Annotated in this window: 11 protein-coding genes; 8 read left to right on the top strand and 3 right to left on the bottom strand. The window is 63.1% G+C overall.

Translation table 11 applies throughout. The features are described from left to right. The first annotated feature begins 106 nt into the window (after positions 1 to 106). The 5 genes from AMK05_RS17610 (at position 107) to AMK05_RS17590 (ending at position 9219) form a co-directional block, all read left to right on the top strand. Positions 107 to 3307 (top strand): efflux RND transporter permease subunit, encoded by a 3201-nt coding sequence (locus AMK05_RS17610; RefSeq protein WP_049731691.1) that lies wholly within the window; start codon positions 107 to 109, stop codon positions 3305 to 3307. A 144-nt stretch (positions 3308 to 3451) separates the two neighbouring features. Next, a complete protein-coding gene (locus tag AMK05_RS17605) occupies positions 3452 to 4363 on the top strand; it encodes an NAD(P)-dependent oxidoreductase (RefSeq protein ID WP_064840438.1) in 912 nt (303 codons plus the stop codon). Beyond that, on the top strand, positions 4360 to 6144 hold the full coding sequence (locus tag AMK05_RS17600) for an IlvD/Edd family dehydratase (RefSeq protein ID WP_064840437.1): 1785 nt from the start codon (positions 4360 to 4362) through the stop codon (positions 6142 to 6144). The genes AMK05_RS17605 and AMK05_RS17600 overlap by 4 nt, the downstream gene beginning before the upstream one ends. Before the next feature lie 132 nt (positions 6145 to 6276). Continuing rightward, positions 6277 to 8103: a putative bifunctional diguanylate cyclase/phosphodiesterase gene (locus AMK05_RS17595; protein ID WP_064840436.1), complete on the top strand. Its 1827-nt coding sequence runs from the start codon at positions 6277 to 6279 to the stop codon at positions 8101 to 8103. A 267-nt stretch (positions 8104 to 8370) separates the two neighbouring features. After that, positions 8371 to 9219: a GNAT family N-acetyltransferase gene (locus AMK05_RS17590; RefSeq protein WP_064840435.1), complete on the top strand. Its 849-nt coding sequence runs from the start codon at positions 8371 to 8373 to the stop codon at positions 9217 to 9219. A gap of 9 nt (positions 9220 to 9228) precedes the next feature. Here AMK05_RS17590 and AMK05_RS17585 read toward each other — a convergent pair whose 3' ends face one another. Next, positions 9229 to 10146, bottom strand: coding sequence for a DMT family transporter (locus AMK05_RS17585; protein WP_064840434.1), 918 nt, complete (start codon positions 10144 to 10146; stop codon positions 9229 to 9231). A gap of 191 nt (positions 10147 to 10337) precedes the next feature. Between AMK05_RS17585 and AMK05_RS17580 the strand changes: the two genes are divergently transcribed. Both AMK05_RS17580 and AMK05_RS17575 read left to right on the top strand, forming a co-directional pair. Further along, complete coding sequence (locus AMK05_RS17580) at positions 10338 to 11636, top strand: adenylosuccinate synthase (RefSeq protein ID WP_003566044.1); 1299 nt, start codon at positions 10338 to 10340, stop codon at positions 11634 to 11636. Positions 11637 to 11696: 60 nt separating this feature from the next. After that, entirely contained in the window at positions 11697 to 14204 is a 2508-nt protein-coding gene (locus AMK05_RS17575; RefSeq protein WP_064840433.1) for a hypothetical protein, read from the top strand. Between the two features lie 412 nt (positions 14205 to 14616). Here the strand turns inward: AMK05_RS17575 and rpoH are convergent, their stop codons facing one another. Both rpoH and AMK05_RS17565 read right to left on the bottom strand, forming a co-directional pair. Further along, on the bottom strand, positions 14617 to 15525 hold the full coding sequence (gene rpoH, locus AMK05_RS17570; RefSeq protein ID WP_049731684.1) for an RNA polymerase sigma factor RpoH: 909 nt from the start codon (positions 15523 to 15525) through the stop codon (positions 14617 to 14619). A gap of 181 nt (positions 15526 to 15706) precedes the next feature. Beyond that, positions 15707 to 16732: an RluA family pseudouridine synthase gene (locus tag AMK05_RS17565; protein WP_064840432.1), complete on the bottom strand. Its 1026-nt coding sequence runs from the start codon at positions 16730 to 16732 to the stop codon at positions 15707 to 15709. A 43-nt stretch (positions 16733 to 16775) separates the two neighbouring features. On the opposite strand from AMK05_RS17565, the gene AMK05_RS17560 reads away from it, so the two are divergent. After that, entirely contained in the window at positions 16776 to 17162 is a 387-nt protein-coding gene (locus AMK05_RS17560; RefSeq protein WP_064840431.1) for a hypothetical protein, read from the top strand. Positions 17163 to 17169: the final 7 nt, after the last annotated feature.

Raw genomic sequence — 17169 nt, 5'->3', positions numbered from 1 at the left:
TCGCCCCAGGGGAATGCCAATACCCGAATTGATATGACCCGCCGGCGGCTCCCAAACCGCCGGAGAGGGACGTTGCATCCATGTTCACCCCGGAGAGGGCTTTGAAATGAACATCTCCAGATTCTTTGTCGACCGCCCGGTCTTTGCCGGCGTTCTCTCAGTCCTCATCGTGGTTGCCGGCTTGATCGGCCTGCGCGCGCTGCCGATTTCCGAATATCCCGAGGTCGTGCCGCCGTCGATCGTCGTGCGCGCCACCTATCCCGGCGCCAACCCGTCGGTCATCGCCGAAACGGTGGCCACACCGCTCGAAGAGCAGATCAACGGTGTCGAGGGCATGCTATACATGTCCAGCCAGGCGACGTCGGACGGCGTGCTCAACGTGACCGTCACCTTCAAACTCGGCACCGACCCCGACAAGGCGCAGCAGCTGGTGCAGAACCGCGTTTCGCAGGCCGAACCACGGCTGCCGGCGGAAGTCCGCTCGCTGGGGATCACGACGGTCAAGAGTTCGCCCAACTTCATCATGGTCGTCAACCTTGTCTCCGATGGCGACAATCACGACATTACCTATCTCCGCAACTATGCGACGCTGAATATCAAGGATCGGCTTGCCCGCATCGCAGGCGTCGGTCAGGTGCAGGTCTTTGGCGCCGGCGATTATTCGATGCGTGTCTGGATCGATCCCCAGAAGGCTGCCGAGCATGATCTCGCCGCCAGCGATATCAGCAACGCCATCAGCTCCCAGAACGTCCAGGCCGCGGCCGGCATCATCGGTGCATCGCCGAGCCAGCCGGGTGTGGACCTGCAGCTCAACGTCAATGCCCAGGGCCGCCTGCGCACACCCGAGGAGTTCGGCAATATCATCGTCAAGACGGGCGCCAGTGGCGAGATCACCCGCCTTCGCGACGTTGCCCGCATCGAGCTCGGCGCCGCAGACTATACGTTGCGCTCGCTGCTCGACGGCAAGCCGGCCGTCGCCGTTGCCGTGCTTCAGGCGCCCGGTTCGAATGCGATCGAAATCGCCGATAATGTGCACGCCACCATGGATCAGCTGCAGCTCGCCATGCCGGAGGGGGTTAAATACGAGATCGTCTACGATACGACGAAATTCGTGCGCGCCTCGATCGAGAAGGTCATCGACACGCTGCTCGAAGCCATCGCGCTTGTTGTTCTCGTCGTCATCCTGTTCCTGCAGACATGGCGCGCCTCGATCATTCCGCTGATCGCGGTTCCGGTATCGATCATCGGCACCTTCGCGGTCATGTATGTCTTCGGCTTCTCGATCAACGCGCTCAGCCTGTTCGGGCTGGTGCTGGCGATCGGTATCGTCGTCGACGACGCGATCGTGGTGGTCGAAAACGTCGAGCGCAATATCGAACAGGGGCTGTCGCCGCGGGCCGCCACCTACAAGGCGATGAAGGAAGTCTCCGGTCCGATCATCGCGATCGCGCTGGTCCTCGTCGCGGTCTTCGTGCCGCTCGCCTTCATCTCCGGCCTGTCCGGTCAGTTCTATCGCCAGTTCGCGCTGACGATCGCGATCTCGACCGTCATCTCGGCATTCAACTCGCTCACCCTCTCTCCGGCGCTAGCAGCCCTTCTCTTGAAGGGGCATCACGCGCCGAAGGACTGGCTGACACGATTCATGGATGCCATCTTCGGCTGGTTCTTCCGCGGCTTCAACCGGGTCTTTGGCGCCGGCTCGAATGCCTACGGCAAGGGTGTGGGCGGATTGCTGTCGCGCAAGAGCATAGTCATGGTGGTCTACCTGGCGCTGGTCGGTGCGACCTACAGTCTGTTCAGCACGGTCCCCGGCGGCTTCGTGCCGTCGCAGGACAAGCAGTATCTGATCGGTTTTGCCCAGCTGCCGGATGCCGCAAGCCTTGACCGCACGGAAGACGTAATCAAGCGCATGACCGATATCGCGCTGGCGCAGCCGGGCGTTGCCAATGCGATCGCCTTCCCGGGCCTTTCGATCAACGGCTTCACCAACTCCTCGAATGCCGGCATCGTCTTCGTGACGCTGAAGGATTTCGAGGAGCGCAAGACACCGGATCTTTCGGGTGGTGCCATCGCCATGGCGCTGAACCAGAAATTCGGCGCCATCCAGGATGCCTTCATCGCCATGTTCCCGCCGCCGCCGGTCAACGGTCTCGGCACGACGGGCGGTTTCAAGCTGCAGATCGAGGATCGTGCCGGCCTCGGTAACCAGGCGCTCGACGAAGCGACCAAGGCCGTGCTTGCCAAGGCCTATCAGACGCCTGAGCTTGCCGGGCTGTTCTCCAGCTTCCAGATCAACGTGCCGCAGCTCTATGCCGATCTCGACCGCGCCAAGGCCGAGCAGCTCGGGGTTTCCGTCACCGACGTCTTCCAGACGCTGCAGATCTATCTCGGTTCGCTCTATGTGAACGACTTCAACGCCTTCGGCCGCACCTACAGCGTCCGGGTGCAGGCCGATGCGAAATTCCGCGCCCAGCCGGAAGATATCGGCCAGTTGAAGGTCCGTTCCGCATCGGGTGAGATGATCCCGCTTTCGGCCCTGCTGAAGGTGCAGCCGAGCACCGGTCCGGAGCGCGCGAACCGCTACAACGGCTTCCTCGCCGCCGATATCAACGGCGGTCCGGCGCCGGGCTTTTCGTCCGGCCAGGCGCAGGCGGCTATCGAGAAGATCCTGCATGAGACCCTGCCGGCAGGCATCGACTTCGAATGGACGGATCTGACCTATCAGCAGATCCTTGCCGGCAATTCGAGCGTCGTCGTTTTCCCGCTGGCGCTGCTGCTCGTCTTCCTGGTGCTTGCCGCCCAGTATGAAAGCCTGACGCTGCCGCTTGCGATCATCATGATCGTGCCGATGGGTGTGTTGGCCGCGCTGACAGGCGTCTGGCTCACCGGTGGAGACAACAACATCTTCACCCAGATCGGTCTGGTGGTGCTGGTCGGACTATCGGCGAAGAACGCGATCCTTATCGTCGAATTCGCCCGCGAACTGGAGTTCGAAGGCCGGACGCCACGGGAGGCCGCGGTGGAAGCCAGCCGTCTCCGTCTTCGCCCGATCCTGATGACCTCGCTGGCCTTCATCATGGGTGTCGTGCCGCTCGTCGTCTCCACCGGCGCCGGCGCGGAGATGCGCGCGGCCATGGGTGTCGCGGTCTTCTCGGGCATGATCGGCGTGACCTTCTTCGGCATCTTCATGACGCCTGTCTTCTACGTGCTGCTGCGGCGGCTGGCGGGCAACCGCCCGCTCGTCCAGCACAAGCCGGACGAACACAAGGAAGAAGAGGCTGAGGTCATCCGGCTCGCGGCGGAATAAACGGAATTCAACCTTCCTTTGTCGAGTAAATCGGGCGGGAACTTCGGTTCTCGCCCGTATCGTTTTCGGGCCGATGCGGCATCAAAACGGTTGCAACGATGGGTGAGGGGGTTATCAAAGACGAACAACAGTTGGGAGGACTGAATGACAGGTTCGAGCAGAGGTCATGGTGGCAGGCGGATCGCCTTTCTCGGTACCGGGCTGATGGGCGCGCCTATGGCTCGCCGGCTGCTCGGAGCGGGCTTTGCCGTCACCGTCTGGAATCGCGATCCCGGCAAGGCTAAGGCGCTGGCAGCGGACGGTGCGGTCCTTGCGGAAACGCCCGGGGATGCCGTTTCGGGGGCTGATGTCGTCATCACCATGCTGACCAACGCCGAAGCCGTCGGAAACGTTTTGTTCGACCGCGGCGCGGCCGATGCGGTGGCGTCCGGCGCTATCGTTATCGACATGAGTTCAATCGCCCCACATTTTGCCCGTGATCATGCGGCGCGGCTTGCTGAGCGCGGCATCGCTCATGTCGATGCGCCGGTTTCCGGCGGCGTCGTCGGAGCGGAGGCCGGTACGCTGGCGATCATGGCGGGCGGCGAGAAGGATGTGATCGAAAAGCTTCAGGACGTCTTTGCGCCGATGGGGCGTGTCACCCGCGTCGGCCCAAGCGGATCGGGTCAGCTTGCCAAGCTTGCCAACCAGCAGATTGTCGCAGTGACGATCGGCGCCGTTGCCGAAGCGATGATGCTGATTGCCGCCGGAGGCGGCTCGCCCGCCGCCTTTCGCGACGCCATTCGCGGCGGCTTCGCCGAGAGCCGTATCCTTGAACTCCACGGCAAACGCATGGTCGAGCGGCAGTTTACTCCAGGCGGTTCGTCCAGCAATCAGCTGAAGGACCTGAACGCGGCCATGGAGACCGCCGCCGCGCTGTCGCTGACGCTGCCCCTGACTGCTGCGGTCCATGCCGAATTCAGCGAATTCGTCGCAAACGGCAATGGTGAGAAAGATCATAGCGGCCTGCTCCTGCATCTCGAAGAGAAGAACGACCTGCCGGGAGGCAAGAGGTGACCGACAGCCATTCTCCGAAGCGGCGCCTGCGTTCGCAGGATTGGTTCGACAATCCCGACCATATCGACATGGCAGCGCTCTATCTCGAGCGTTTCATGAATTACGGCATCACGCCGGAAGAGCTGCGTTCCGGCAAGCCGATCATCGGGATTGCCCAGAGCGGCAGCGATCTCACACCTTGCAACAGGGTGCATATCGAGCTTGCCAAGCGCGTACGCGACGGCATTCGCGATGCCGGCGGTATTCCGATCGAATTTCCCACGCATCCGATCTTCGAGAACTGCAAACGCCCGACGGCGGCACTCGACCGCAATCTTGCCTATCTCGGCCTCGTTGAAATCCTCTACGGCTATCCGCTCGACGGCGTCGTGCTGACGACCGGCTGCGACAAGACCACGCCTTCGGCGATCATGGCGGCGTCGACGGTCGATATTCCGGCGATCGTGCTCTCCGGCGGGCCGATGCTCGACGGCTGGCATGAGGGGGAACTGGCGGGCTCCGGCACGGTGATCTGGCGGATGCGGCGAAAATATGCAGCAGGCGAGATCGATCGGGAAGAATTCCTGCAGGCTGCGCTCGATTCGGCTCCATCCGTCGGCCATTGCAATACGATGGGCACGGCTTCGACGATGAACGCCCTTGCCGAGGCACTCGGCCTGTCGCTGACCGGTTGCGGCGCCATTCCGGCCGCCTACCGCGAACGGGGCCAGATGGCCTACCGTACCGGGCGGCGCGCTGTCGAGATCGTCTTCGAGGACCTGAAGCCGTCGGATATTCTGACCCGCGAGGCTTTCCTCAACGCCATCCGCACCAATTCGGCGATCGGCGGTTCCACCAACGCACAGCCGCATCTGGCCGCGATGGCCAAGCACGCCGGCGTCGAGCTTCATCCCGACGACTGGCAGGTGCACGGCTTCGATATCCCGCTGCTGGCCAATGTCCAGCCGGCGGGGACCTATCTCGGCGAGCGTTTTCATCGCGCCGGCGGCACGCCGGCGATCATGTGGGAATTGCTGCAGGCCGGAAAGCTCGATGGCGGCTGTCGTACGGTGACGGGCGGGACGATGGCCGAGAACCTGCAGGGCAGGGAAGCCCGGGACCGCGAGGTTATCCGGCCATTCGGCGAGCCGCTGAAGGAGCGGGCCGGCTTCCTCGTTCTGAAGGGCAATCTCTTCGATTTCGCGATCATGAAGATGAGCGTCGTCTCGGAGGGTTTTCGTCGGCGCTACCTTCAGGAGCCGGGCCGCGAAGGCGTCTTCGAGGGCAGGGCGGTGGTTTTCGACGGGTCCGAAGACTATCACCGGCGCATCAACGATCCTGACCTCGGCATCGACGAAAATACCATCCTCGTCATCCGCGGCGCCGGGCCGCTCGGCTGGCCGGGTTCGGCTGAGGTTGTCAACATGCAGCCGCCGGATCACTTGCTGAAACGCGGCATCAGCAGCCTGCCGACGATCGGCGATGGCCGCCAATCGGGCACGGCGGACAGCCCCTCGATCCTCAACGCCTCGCCCGAAAGCGCTGCCGGCGGCGGTCTCGCCTGGCTTCGCACCGGCGACATCATCCGCATCGACTTCAACCACGGGCGTTGCGACATGCTGGTCGACGAGGCCGAGATCGAACGGCGCAAGGGCGACGGTATTCCGCCGGTGCCGGCGGATGCGACGCCATGGCAGCAGATCTATCGCCGCTCGGTGACGCAATTGTCGGACGGCGCGGTTCTGGAGGGGGCGGCGGAATTCCGCCGGATCGCCAAAAATCCGCCGCGGCACAACCACTGATCCTTCAGGGCGCCGTGGGCTGCAAGTTCTTTGATCCAAAAGGGGAAAATCGTAACGGACGGTTCACCTAGTGACTAGTTCGAGCATCGGGACAAGGCTTCATTAATGCCGGCTTGAGACCATATTGCAGTTATGGAAGCTTCTAAGGCTGAGACCGCGTTGCCAGAAAATAGACCCACCCGATCCGAACAAGAGTTTCAGGATCTGCTGCGCCGGCTCGAACTCGCTCTCGATGCATCCCGGATCGGTGTCTGGGAGCACAGCATCGCCAGGGACGGGATCTTATGGGATGCGCAGATGCACCGCCTCTACGAGACCGGCGAGACATGCCGGGAGGTGCCCGCATGGTTATGGTCCAATGCGATTCATCCCGACGATCGCGAACAGGCCGAACGCGACTTCGACCTGGCGATCGCCACCCGGGGCGCCTATAATTCGCAATTCCGGATCGTGCTGCCGAGCGGCGAAATCCGCCATCTGCGCTCACGCGCACATTTCTACGTGGATGCCGAGGGCCTGCCCTCCTTCATCGGCGCCGAATGGGATGTCACCGCCGACGTTCTGCTCAACGCCGAACTCGCCGGCCAGAAGATGGTGGCCGAGGCGAGAGCGCTGGCGCTCGAGGAAAGCAACGCCCGCATCGAGCATGTCGCCGATCACGATTATCTCACCGGCCTGCCGAACCGACGCCTGCTCGACAAGCGGCTCGCCGAGCTGCCGGCCGACAGGAGCATCACAACGCTTGCCGTGCTGCATCTCGACCTCGACCAGTTCAAGCAGATCAACGACAGCCACGGTCATGCGGCAGGCGACGCTGTGCTCAGGGCCGCGGCTCTTCGCATTACTGCCGCCATTCCCGCTAATGGTATGGTTGCCCGTGTCGGCGGCGACGAATTCGTTATCGTGCTCGTCAATTTCAGCGATCTCACCGAGTTGAAGCTGATTACCGACGACCTCCAGCGCCGGCTGCGCAAGAAGATCCGCTTCGGCCAGGAGATGCTGCAATCCGGCGCCTCGATCGGCGTTTCCTGGAGCGGCGATCGGCGGGCGCGCAATCTGTTTGCCGAATCCGACCTGGCGCTCTACCAGGCCAAGAAACTCGGGCGCAACCGCGTCGAATTCTTCACGCGGCAACTGCAGGAGGATCTGCGCGCCAAGCGTCGCCTTGCCGAGGAGCTGAAGCTCGGGCTGGAGCGCGGCGAGATCGTTCCCTATTATCAGGTGCAGCTCGACCCCCGGACGCGGGAAGTCATCGGCTTCGAGGCCCTGGCGCGCTGGAAACATCCGGAGAAGGGCGTGCTCGCGCCGGGGGTCTTCCTGAAGATCGCCGACGAGAACGGGCTTGCGGCCGAGATCGATGCGGCGATCCTCAAAAATGTTCTCGAAGACCGGTTGTTCTGGCTGTTGCAGGGCCTTGCGGTTCCGCGCATCGCCGTCAACATCTCGGCATCACGCCTTGCCGATCCGGCGTTGCTCGGCAAGCTGAGGAAACTCGACATTCCGCCCGGTGTGATCGTCTTCGAACTGGTCGAGACGATCTTCCTCGACGACAGCGACGAAAAACTGCTCGATCACATCGGCGATATCAAACAGATGGGTATCGACATCGAGATCGATGATTTCGGATCCGGCCATGCCTCGCTCATCGGTCTCGTCAAGCTGCGGCCGAAGCGGCTGAAGATCGACCGGCAGCTCATCGCCGATGTCGTCACTTCAGCCGAGCAGCGGCACGTGGTGGGTTCGATCGTGGAAATTGCCAAGGCGCTCGATGTCGAAGTGATCGCCGAGGGCATCGAGACCGAGGCGCATGCCGTCGTGCTGGCGCAGCTCGGCTGCGATGGCCTGCAGGGTTACGCGTTTGGTTACCCCGCACCGGCGGCCGAGACGGCTCGTCTTTTCTCACCCATGGCGAGCGGGATCGAAAAGCATAAGACGGCGATGGGCGGAACGGCCCGGTGATCTGTCGGTCGGGACCGCCGGCAGGCTTTCGCGGTCGCGGAGAGATAATTGGCGCTCAAGTAATTTTCTTGAGGTTGCATCGGCATTGTTTCATGCTAATGCGGAAATCAAGCTTTCTGCATTGCACCGAAAAACGATTGTACGCGTGGTCAAGATCATGAGCGCGGCTTTCCATCATTCGCAGCTGCAATCGGGGAGCCGGGGACCTGACAATTGCTTTGCGGTTGCCGGGATGGACTTGCGGGACATTCAATCTGGGAAAGTCGCATGAATTCGGAATTTGCCGTTCGTTCGATGCGGCCCGGCGAACTGGAACTCGTGCTCGAATGGGCGCGTCAGGAGGGCTGGAACCCCGGTCTCGACGATTCGCTTGCATTCCTCGAGGCCGATCCCTCGGGATTTTTCGTCGGCGCTATCGGTGAAGTCCCCGTCGGATCGATCTCCGTCGTCAAATACGGCGAGAGTTTCGCCTTCCTGGGCCTCTACATCGTCCATCCCGATTTCCGCGGCAAGGGTTACGGCAAGGCGATCTGGGAGACGGGCATATCAAGCGCGGGGCACCGCACGATCGGCCTCGACGGCGTCGCCGCACAGCAGGACAACTACCGCAAGGCTGGCTTCGAACCCGCCTATTCCACCATTCGCTACGGCGGCGTCGCCACCACCCTGCCGGTCTCGGCGCTTGCCGCGCACCCGGTCATGGATTCGCGCCTCGAAGGCCTGCAGCGTTTTGATTCAGCGATCTTTCCGCAGCCGCGGGATGGCTTCCTTGCCGCCTGGTGCACCGCTCGCAAGGGCCGCCGCTCGGCGGTGGTGCGCAAGAGCGGCAAGATCCGCGGTTACGGCACGATCCGCCGCTGCTACGAGGGTTACAAGATCGGGCCGCTCTTTGCCAATGATGCCGACAGCGCCGCAGCACTGCTTGCCGAATTGATCCCCGAGGCGAAAGGGGCTGGCCTCTTCATCGATGTGCCCGCGGAGAACCATGAGGCGGTGGCACTTGCCGAAGGCCTCGGGCTTCAACCGGTGTTCGAGACAACACGCATGTATCGCGGGCCGGCGCCGGCCACTCCGCTGAAGCACGTCTTCGGCGTCACGACCCTGGAGCTTGGTTAGCACAATGCGTTAATCCGCAGGTGAGGCCGGAACGGTCGGAGCCGAAGCTTTCGGCCGGCCTTTTTCGGCGATGGCGATACCGCCCAAGGTCAGTGCCAGTGCGATCATGTGGAAGAACTGCAGCTGCTCGCCGATCAGGGCGACGGAGAGCAGGGTTCCAAACACCGGCACGAGATTGATGAACAGGCCGGCCCGGTTGGCGCCGATCGCCTCGACACCCTTGATATAGAGGATCTGCGCCAGCAGCGACGGGAAGGTCGCCGTGTAGAAAGTGATGACCCAGCCGGCCTGATCCGGCCATTGCGCCGCACCGCGGCCAGCCTCCCAAAGCAGCAACGGCACCGAGGTCAGCATGGCGCCGAGTGCGGGGAAGGCCATCAGCGTGCGCCAGTCGACGGGCGGCTTCCAGCGCAGGAAGATCGTATAGACCGAATAGGCGGCAATGGCGATCAGCATCAGCCCGTCGCCGCGGTTCAGGCTCAATTGCAGCAGTGTTGTCAGGTCGCCGTGAGCGGCGGTCAGCGCGACGCCGATCAGCGTCAAGCCGAAGCCCAGACATTGCGCCAGCGAAATGCCGGTGCGGAAGAACATGAAATTCAACAGGAAGATCAGCATCGGTATGCCGGCCTGCTCGATGGCGACATTGATCGCCGTCGTATATTGCACGGCCGAATAAAGCATGGCGTTGAAAAGCGTGTAGCCGATGACGCCATAGAAGAAGAGCAGCGGCAGGTTCTTCCGGGCCACCGGCCAGTCTCTTTTGAGCTGCGGCACCGAGATCAGCGCGATCAGCGCCACGGCGATGAACCAGCGCAGGAAGGTCAGCATCATCGGGCTGATATGGCCGACTGCGAGCTTGCCGGCGACGGAGTTGCCGCCCCAGCAGAGGGTGGCGATAACGAGGCAGATGTAGGCCGTGGCTTGCAAGAGCGCTTTTCCCGTCTTTCCGCGACCGCCGAACGGCGTTTTGTGACGGGCAATAGCCTGCCGACTGCTGATTTGTCACGTAAAAAGCCCAATCACCTGTGACAACAGGGTCGCTTTCCCAAAAACAAAGCTTTATAGATGCGCGGGTTTGAGCAGGTGCGCGGTTTTCCGCCGGTAACAGGAAGAGTTGGATGACGAACGTAGTCGTGGTCGGTTCGCAATGGGGTGACGAAGGCAAGGGCAAGATTGTCGACTGGCTTTCGGAGCGCGCGGATATCGTTGTGCGCTATCAGGGCGGACATAATGCCGGCCATACGCTCGTCATCGACGGTACGAGCTACAAGCTGTCGCTGCTGCCGTCCGGCGTCGTGCGCCCGGGCAAAATGGCGGTGATCGGCAACGGCGTCGTCGTCGATCCGCATGCGCTGATCGCCGAGATCGGCCGGCTGGAGGCCCAGGGCGTGACGGTGACGCCTGAGAATCTGCGTATCGCCGACAATGCGACGCTCATTCTGTCGCTGCACCGCGAACTCGACGCGATGCGCGAGGATGCGGCGTCGAACAGCGGCACCAAGATCGGCACGACACGCCGCGGCATTGGTCCGGCCTATGAAGACAAGGTCGGCCGCCGCGCCATCCGGGTGATGGATCTTGCCGATCTCGACAGCCTTGCCGGCAAGGTCGACCGTATTCTGACGCATCACAATGCGCTTCGCCGCGGCCTCGGTGTCGCCGAAGTCAGCCACCAGACGATCATGGACGAACTGACCTCGATCGCCGATCGGGTGCTGCCGTTCCGTGACACCGTCTGGCTCTTCCTCGACAAGGAGCGCCGCAAGGGCTCCCGCATCCTTTTCGAAGGCGCGCAGGGCAGCCTGCTCGACATCGACCACGGCACCTATCCTTTCGTGACATCGTCGAACACCGTGGCCGGTCAGGCCGCGGCCGGTTCCGGCATGGGGCCGGGCTCGCTCGGTTATATTCTCGGCATCACCAAGGCCTATACGACACGCGTCGGCGAAGGCCCGTTCCCGACCGAGCTGAAGGACGCGATCGGCGAGTTCCTTGGCGAAAAAGGCCATGAATTCGGCGTGGTGACGGGGCGCAAGCGGCGCTGCGGCTGGTTCGATGCCGCTCTCGTGCGCCAGTCGATCGCCACCAACGGCATCACGGGCATCGCGCTCACCAAGCTCGACGTGCTCGACGGCCTCGAGGAATTGAAGATCTGCGTCGGCTATATGCTCGACGGCGAACAGATTGATCATCTTCCCGCAAGCCAGGGAGCGCAAGCTAGAGTCGAACCGGTCTATATCACGCTGGAAGGCTGGAAGGAATCGACCGTCGGCGCGCGCAGTTGGGCTGACCTGCCGGCGCAGGCAATCAAATATGTTCGCCAGGTCGAGGAACTGATCGGGGCGCCTGTCGCGCTCCTTTCCACCAGCCCGGAGCGGGATGACACGATACTTGTGACCGATCCGTTTGAGGATTAAGCTCGCGGGTCACTGTAGAGGATAGTTCGGTCGGGTACCGGACTTCTTGAGAAAGTACTGATGGCGGATTTTATTGCAGTTATTCGGCGAGCCGTTGACGGCCTGGCTGAAAATACCCCCGAGATGCGGGTGAAAGTCTACGAACGTGCTCGCGGCGCGGTGCAGCGGCAGCTCGAGAACATGAAGCCGCGTCCGCCGGAAACCATGCTGCAACGCCAGCTCGAGAAGCTCGAAGCCGCCATCCGCGAAGTGGAAGGTGAACACTCCGAGGCGCTGCCGCTCGATGAGCCGGTTGCCGAAGTCGCCGCGCCGGAATTCGCCGAAGAACAACGGGTTCACGAGGAAGGCGAACCGGCGCCTGCAACGGAGACGGTCGTCGAAGAGCCGGTTGACGAAGCCTCTGCGGAGCCGCAGGCGGTTGAGGCCGCCGGCGAGCCGGATCACGTAGAAGCTGTCGCGCCGCACGAGCCCCGGGAAGAGCCCGCGGACGAGGAGCCTCTCTCCGAGGAAGCACCCAGCCTCCCCACGTCCGTTGCGGCCGAAGTCACCGCTCCCGCGCCGGCAGAGACACCGGCTCCTGCCGAAACATACTGGCATCCCTCGCATGAAGAGGAAGGGCCGGCCGAGGAATGGCATTCCGGCGCGCGAGGCGACATCGCTGCCGAGGCTTGGCCTGCAGATAATGAGCGCTGGCAGCAGCCTGCCGGGCATCGCAACGACGAAGCCGACGAATATCATGCTGACCAGCATCCCGCGGAAGAGACCGCGGCCGAGCCGCCGGTGGTGGAAAGCGAGGAACCGGAGGCCGAGGAGGTTTACGAACCTGTCGCGCCGCTGCAGCCCGTCGCCCGTGGCATAGAGCATGCTTCCAACCGGCTGGTGGAGCCGGTCGCAAATTTCGATCGTCCGCAGGAATTCGTCGAGCACAGCCGCGAGGAGCCGCTGCAGGCTGATGCGGCGGCCCATTTCGATCCCGTCTGGGCCGAACCCGCCGCCGAAACGCCGGCTCCGGCGCCGAAGGATGCGGAGACCGAATGGGCCGAAGAGGAGCTCCGGCAGTATTCGCAGGCGGCGCCGACCACTCCGGATACTTCGGCGCGGGCCTTCGAGGAGGTTATCTCGAGCCTCGAAAAAGCGGCACCCGCGGCCGTCATGCCGACGGCCAAGGAAAGCTTCTCCTGGGAGACCGCGGTCTTCGACGATCTGCCGCCGATCGAGGCCGGCAACAACAAGAAGACGCCGGTCGCCTCGCATTTCGACGATGTCGATATTTTCGCGGAAGTGCATAACGGCAAGCCGGCGGCTGCCGGCGGCGCGCCGAGCGAGGACTGGCGCGAGGCGAAGGCGCTGCGCGGCTACGACCGCCGCGGCTCGGTCGCGGCTGACGACGATGACGCCAATCCGGCGATGGATATCGATCAGATGGTCGCTTCCAAGCTGCACGGCAAGAATTTCCGGATGGAGCCGAAGCGCCGCCGCTTCGGCATCGGCACCGTGATCACACTCATCTTCGCGCTCATCTTGATCGGTGGCGGCGCCTATGCCGGCTGGATGAATAGAGAAGCGCTGGTGGCGATGGTCGACGGTCTCGTCAGTTCGGCACCGTCGCAGGCGACCAGGAACGAGGCGGCGACGCCGCCTGCCGGTCCCGTGACGCCCGCCGAGCCGGACGCGGCGACCCCGGCCCAGCCGACCACGCCGGGAGCACAGAATACGCCCGCGGCACCGGCGCAGCCGAACCCGAACCCGCAGGTCGCGTCCATGAACAATGACGGCGCCGCGGCCAATTCGAAATTCACCCAGCGGCTGCTGACGGATGGGACCGAGGTCGACAGCGGCCCGGCGACGGCGCCGGGAACGCTGACTGCGGAAGGAAAATCGGTCGCCGAACAGAATGTCGCGGCAGCGGATACGCCGCCTGCGACCGCGCAGGGCGATGTTGCCCCGACCGAAACGCCGACGCCGAACGGCCCGGTGGCTTCGCCTCAGCAGACCGCCCCCGTCGGCTCGTCGCAGAAGATGTTCCTCTATGAAGAGCGTATCGGCCAAAGCTCGCCGACGGCGATCGAGGGATCGGTCGTCTGGAGCGTGCAGCACGAGGCCGGTCAGGGTGGCCGGCAGGAGGCGACGGTGCAGGGCAACATCACCGTGCCGGAGCGCAATCTCTCGGCACTCGTTACCTTCAAGCGCAATTCCGATCCGTCGCTGCCGGCAAGCCATCTCGTCGAGATCGTCTTCTCGCTGCCGCCGAATTTCGAAGGCGGCAGCATCGACAGCGTCCAGCGCATTTCGATGAAGCGCACCGAGCAGGACCGCGGCGACGCGCTGATCGCGGTTCCGGCCAAGATCACCGACGATTTCCACATGATCGCGCTCAACGACTATCCCGATGCGCGCAAGGCCAATCTCGACCTGATGTCGACCCGCAGCTGGATCGATATCCCCGTCACCTACCGCAACGGCCGTCGCGCGCTGCTGACGATGGAAAAGGGCAATACGGGAACGGATGCCTTCAATGCCGCGATCAAGGAATGGACCGCGCTCGGGGATGTGTCGACGAGCCAGTGAGGTGTTTCGCGGGCGGTGAGGGGTATTTCATTGCCCTTTGCTTGTGCTCCTCTACCTGCCGCCACCCTTTGCCGGTTGGGAGAAAAATATGCGGCGGCATCCGATTCCTCCGGGCAAGCGGCTTGGCTCCCTCTTCTCCCCGCGGGGGTCGGATGAGGGGGCCGCACGGCACGCCGTTCATATTGCCCTTCGCTTGCGCTCAGCGCATTCGCGGCGTTGCTGCTCACCCCCTCATCTGCCTGCCGGCATCCGCCGGGGTCGAGCCACGCGTCTCGACCCGTCCTTCGCACCCCCGCCGGGGAGAAGGGGAATCGTGGCAACGTCTCGCTTCCTCCCTATGCATCCACTTAGACACAAAAACGCCACCTCCCTTGTAGGGAGATGGCGTTCAAATTCTTAAAGTTCAGTCCTATCAGGCCGTGGCTTCGACGACGCGGACGGCCTTCGCGCGTTCCTGGGCTTCCTTGCGGACAGCGTCCTGCACTTTTTCGAAAGCGCGGACCTCGATCTGGCGGACGCGTTCGCGGCTGATGTCGAATTCCGTCGACAGGTCTTCCAAGGTCACCGGATCCTCGGCGAGGCGGCGAGCCTCGAAGATACGGCGCTCGCGCTCGTTCAGCACGCTCATCGCTTTCGCCAGCATGCGCCGACGGGTGTCGAGCTCGTCCTGCTCGATCAGCACGTCTTCCTGGCTGTCATGGTCGTCCACCAGCCAATCCTGCCATTGGCCGCTGTCGCCTTCGGCCGCCTTGATCGGCGCGTTCAGCGAGGCGTCGCCGGAGAGGCGGCGGTTCATCGAAATGACCTCCTCCTCCGAAACGTTCAGCTTGGTGGCGATTTCGGAGACGTGCTCCGGCTTCAGGTCGCCGTCATCGATCGCCTGGATGCGGCCTTTCAGTCGGCGCAGGTTGAAGAACAGGCGCTTCTGATTGGCGGTCGTGCCCATTTTCACCAGCGACCAAGAGCGCAGGATATATTCCTGGATCGAGGCCTTGATCCACCACATGGCATAGGTGGCAAGGCGGAAGCCGCGCTCGGCATCGAACTTCTTGACAGCCTGCATCAGGCCGACATTGCCCTCGGAGACGACTTCGCCGATGGGCAGGCCGTAGCCGCGATACCCCATGGCGATCTTTGCAACGAGGCGAAGATGGCTGGTGACGAGCTTATGGGCGGCGTCGCGATCGCCATGCTCGGCATAACGCTTGGCAAGCATGTATTCTTGTTGCGGCTCGAGCATCGGAAACTTGCGGATTTCGTCGAGGTAACGATTGAGACCGGCTTCGCCGGCGGTAATGGACGGCAAGGTATTTCGGGCCATAGTGCACCCTCCTAAAGTGAATTCCGGTTCCCGTTGGCAACGCGTCCTCGCGTTAAAAATGGCAAACCGGGACGTGCGGCTCTACTGCGAGCCCGCACTAAGTCAATATACAGATAAGTGTGGCGAAACGGCGGTTCAAGGTGCTGCTCACGCAGCTGTGAGAGGGGCGGAGACGGCGCCTCTACCCCCGCAACGCCTCGACCAGTTCCACCATATCTTCGGGTAGCGGCACCTCGAAATGCATGATTTCGCCCGTGCGGGGATGCTCGAACTGCAGCATGAAGGCGTGCAGCGCCTGGCGGTTGAAACCGTTGACGACCTTGCGGATTTCTTCGGGCAGGCGATTGGCCTTGGTCTTGAAGCCGGCGCCGTAGACCGTGTCGCCGAGCAGCGGATGGCCGATATGGGCCATATGCACACGGATCTGATGGGTGCGGCCGGTTTCGAGGTGGCACTCGACCAGCGAGGCAAGTGCGGTTGCGTCGGGGTTCTCCTGGAAGCGCTCGATCACCTCGTAATGGGTGATCGCCTCGTCGGCGTCATGGCTGTCGGGCCGCTTGACGGCGCGACGCGTGCGATCGCCGGTGGCGCGGCCGAGCGGCGCGTCGACCGTGCCGGTCAGCGACCGCGGCCGCCCCCAGACAACCGCCTGATAGGCCCGCTCCAGCGGCATGGTGCGGCCATGATCGGCAAATTGGAGCGAGAGGTGGCGGTGGGCAATGTCGTTCTTGGCGACGACCATGACGCCTGTGGTGTCCTTGTCGAGACGATGGACGATGCCGGGGCGGCGCACGCCGCCGATGCCGGAGAGCGTATCGCCGCAATGATGGATCAGCGCGTTGACCAGCGTTCCTGTCCAATTACCGGATCCGGGATGGACGACGAGACCGCAAGGCTTGGAGATGACGATGAGGTCTTCGTCCTCATGGAGGATATCGAGCGGGATGTCCTCGCCCAGCGGCGTCGGGTCTTCCGGCTCGGGCAGGGTGATCTCGAAACTGTCGCCGTTGCGCACCTTGCGCTGCGGATCGGTGACGGGTTCGCCGCGTAGAAAAACCTGGCCGTCCTTGATCAGCGCCTTGATGCGGCTGCGCGAAAATTCCTCGCCGACCTGCGCCGTCAGCCAGGCGTCGAGCCGGCCTTCGGCAGTTTCATCGGCGGTCAGGACTTTTCTATTGCCGGCTGCTTGTTTAAAGGGGTCGCTCAAGACGCTTCTTCTCCGACGTATTTTTTAAGAACGGGACGCACAGATGACAGCAATCGAGCCAGACGACCATGAAGAGAAGCCCCTTGATCCGGCGATGGAAAGTGTCCGGCGCAAGATGGTCCGCCTGCAGATCGTTTCCGGCGCCATCATGTTCGTGAGCCTTATGGCGGTCTTCGGCGCGGTTGTCTATAAGACGATGCGCAGCGAACCGAAGCAGACGGCGGCGAGTGTTTCCGCCACCGGCGTGCCCTCGGATGCGCCGCTTGGGGGGACGGTTTCCCTGCCGCTCGGCTTCAAGGTGCAGTCCACCTCGTTTTCGGCAGGGCAGATCCTGTTTTACGGCGAAACGGCCGAAGGCAAGAGCAAGGCGCTGGTCTTCGACCTCAGCACCGGCCGGACCGTCGCCGATATCAGCGTCTCGGGCAATTGAGGCCGGC

Source organism: Rhizobium sp. N324 (assembly GCF_001664485.1).
Classification (GTDB): Bacteria; Pseudomonadota; Alphaproteobacteria; order Rhizobiales; family Rhizobiaceae; genus Rhizobium.
This window is presented reverse-complemented; position numbering and strand designations above follow the sequence as displayed.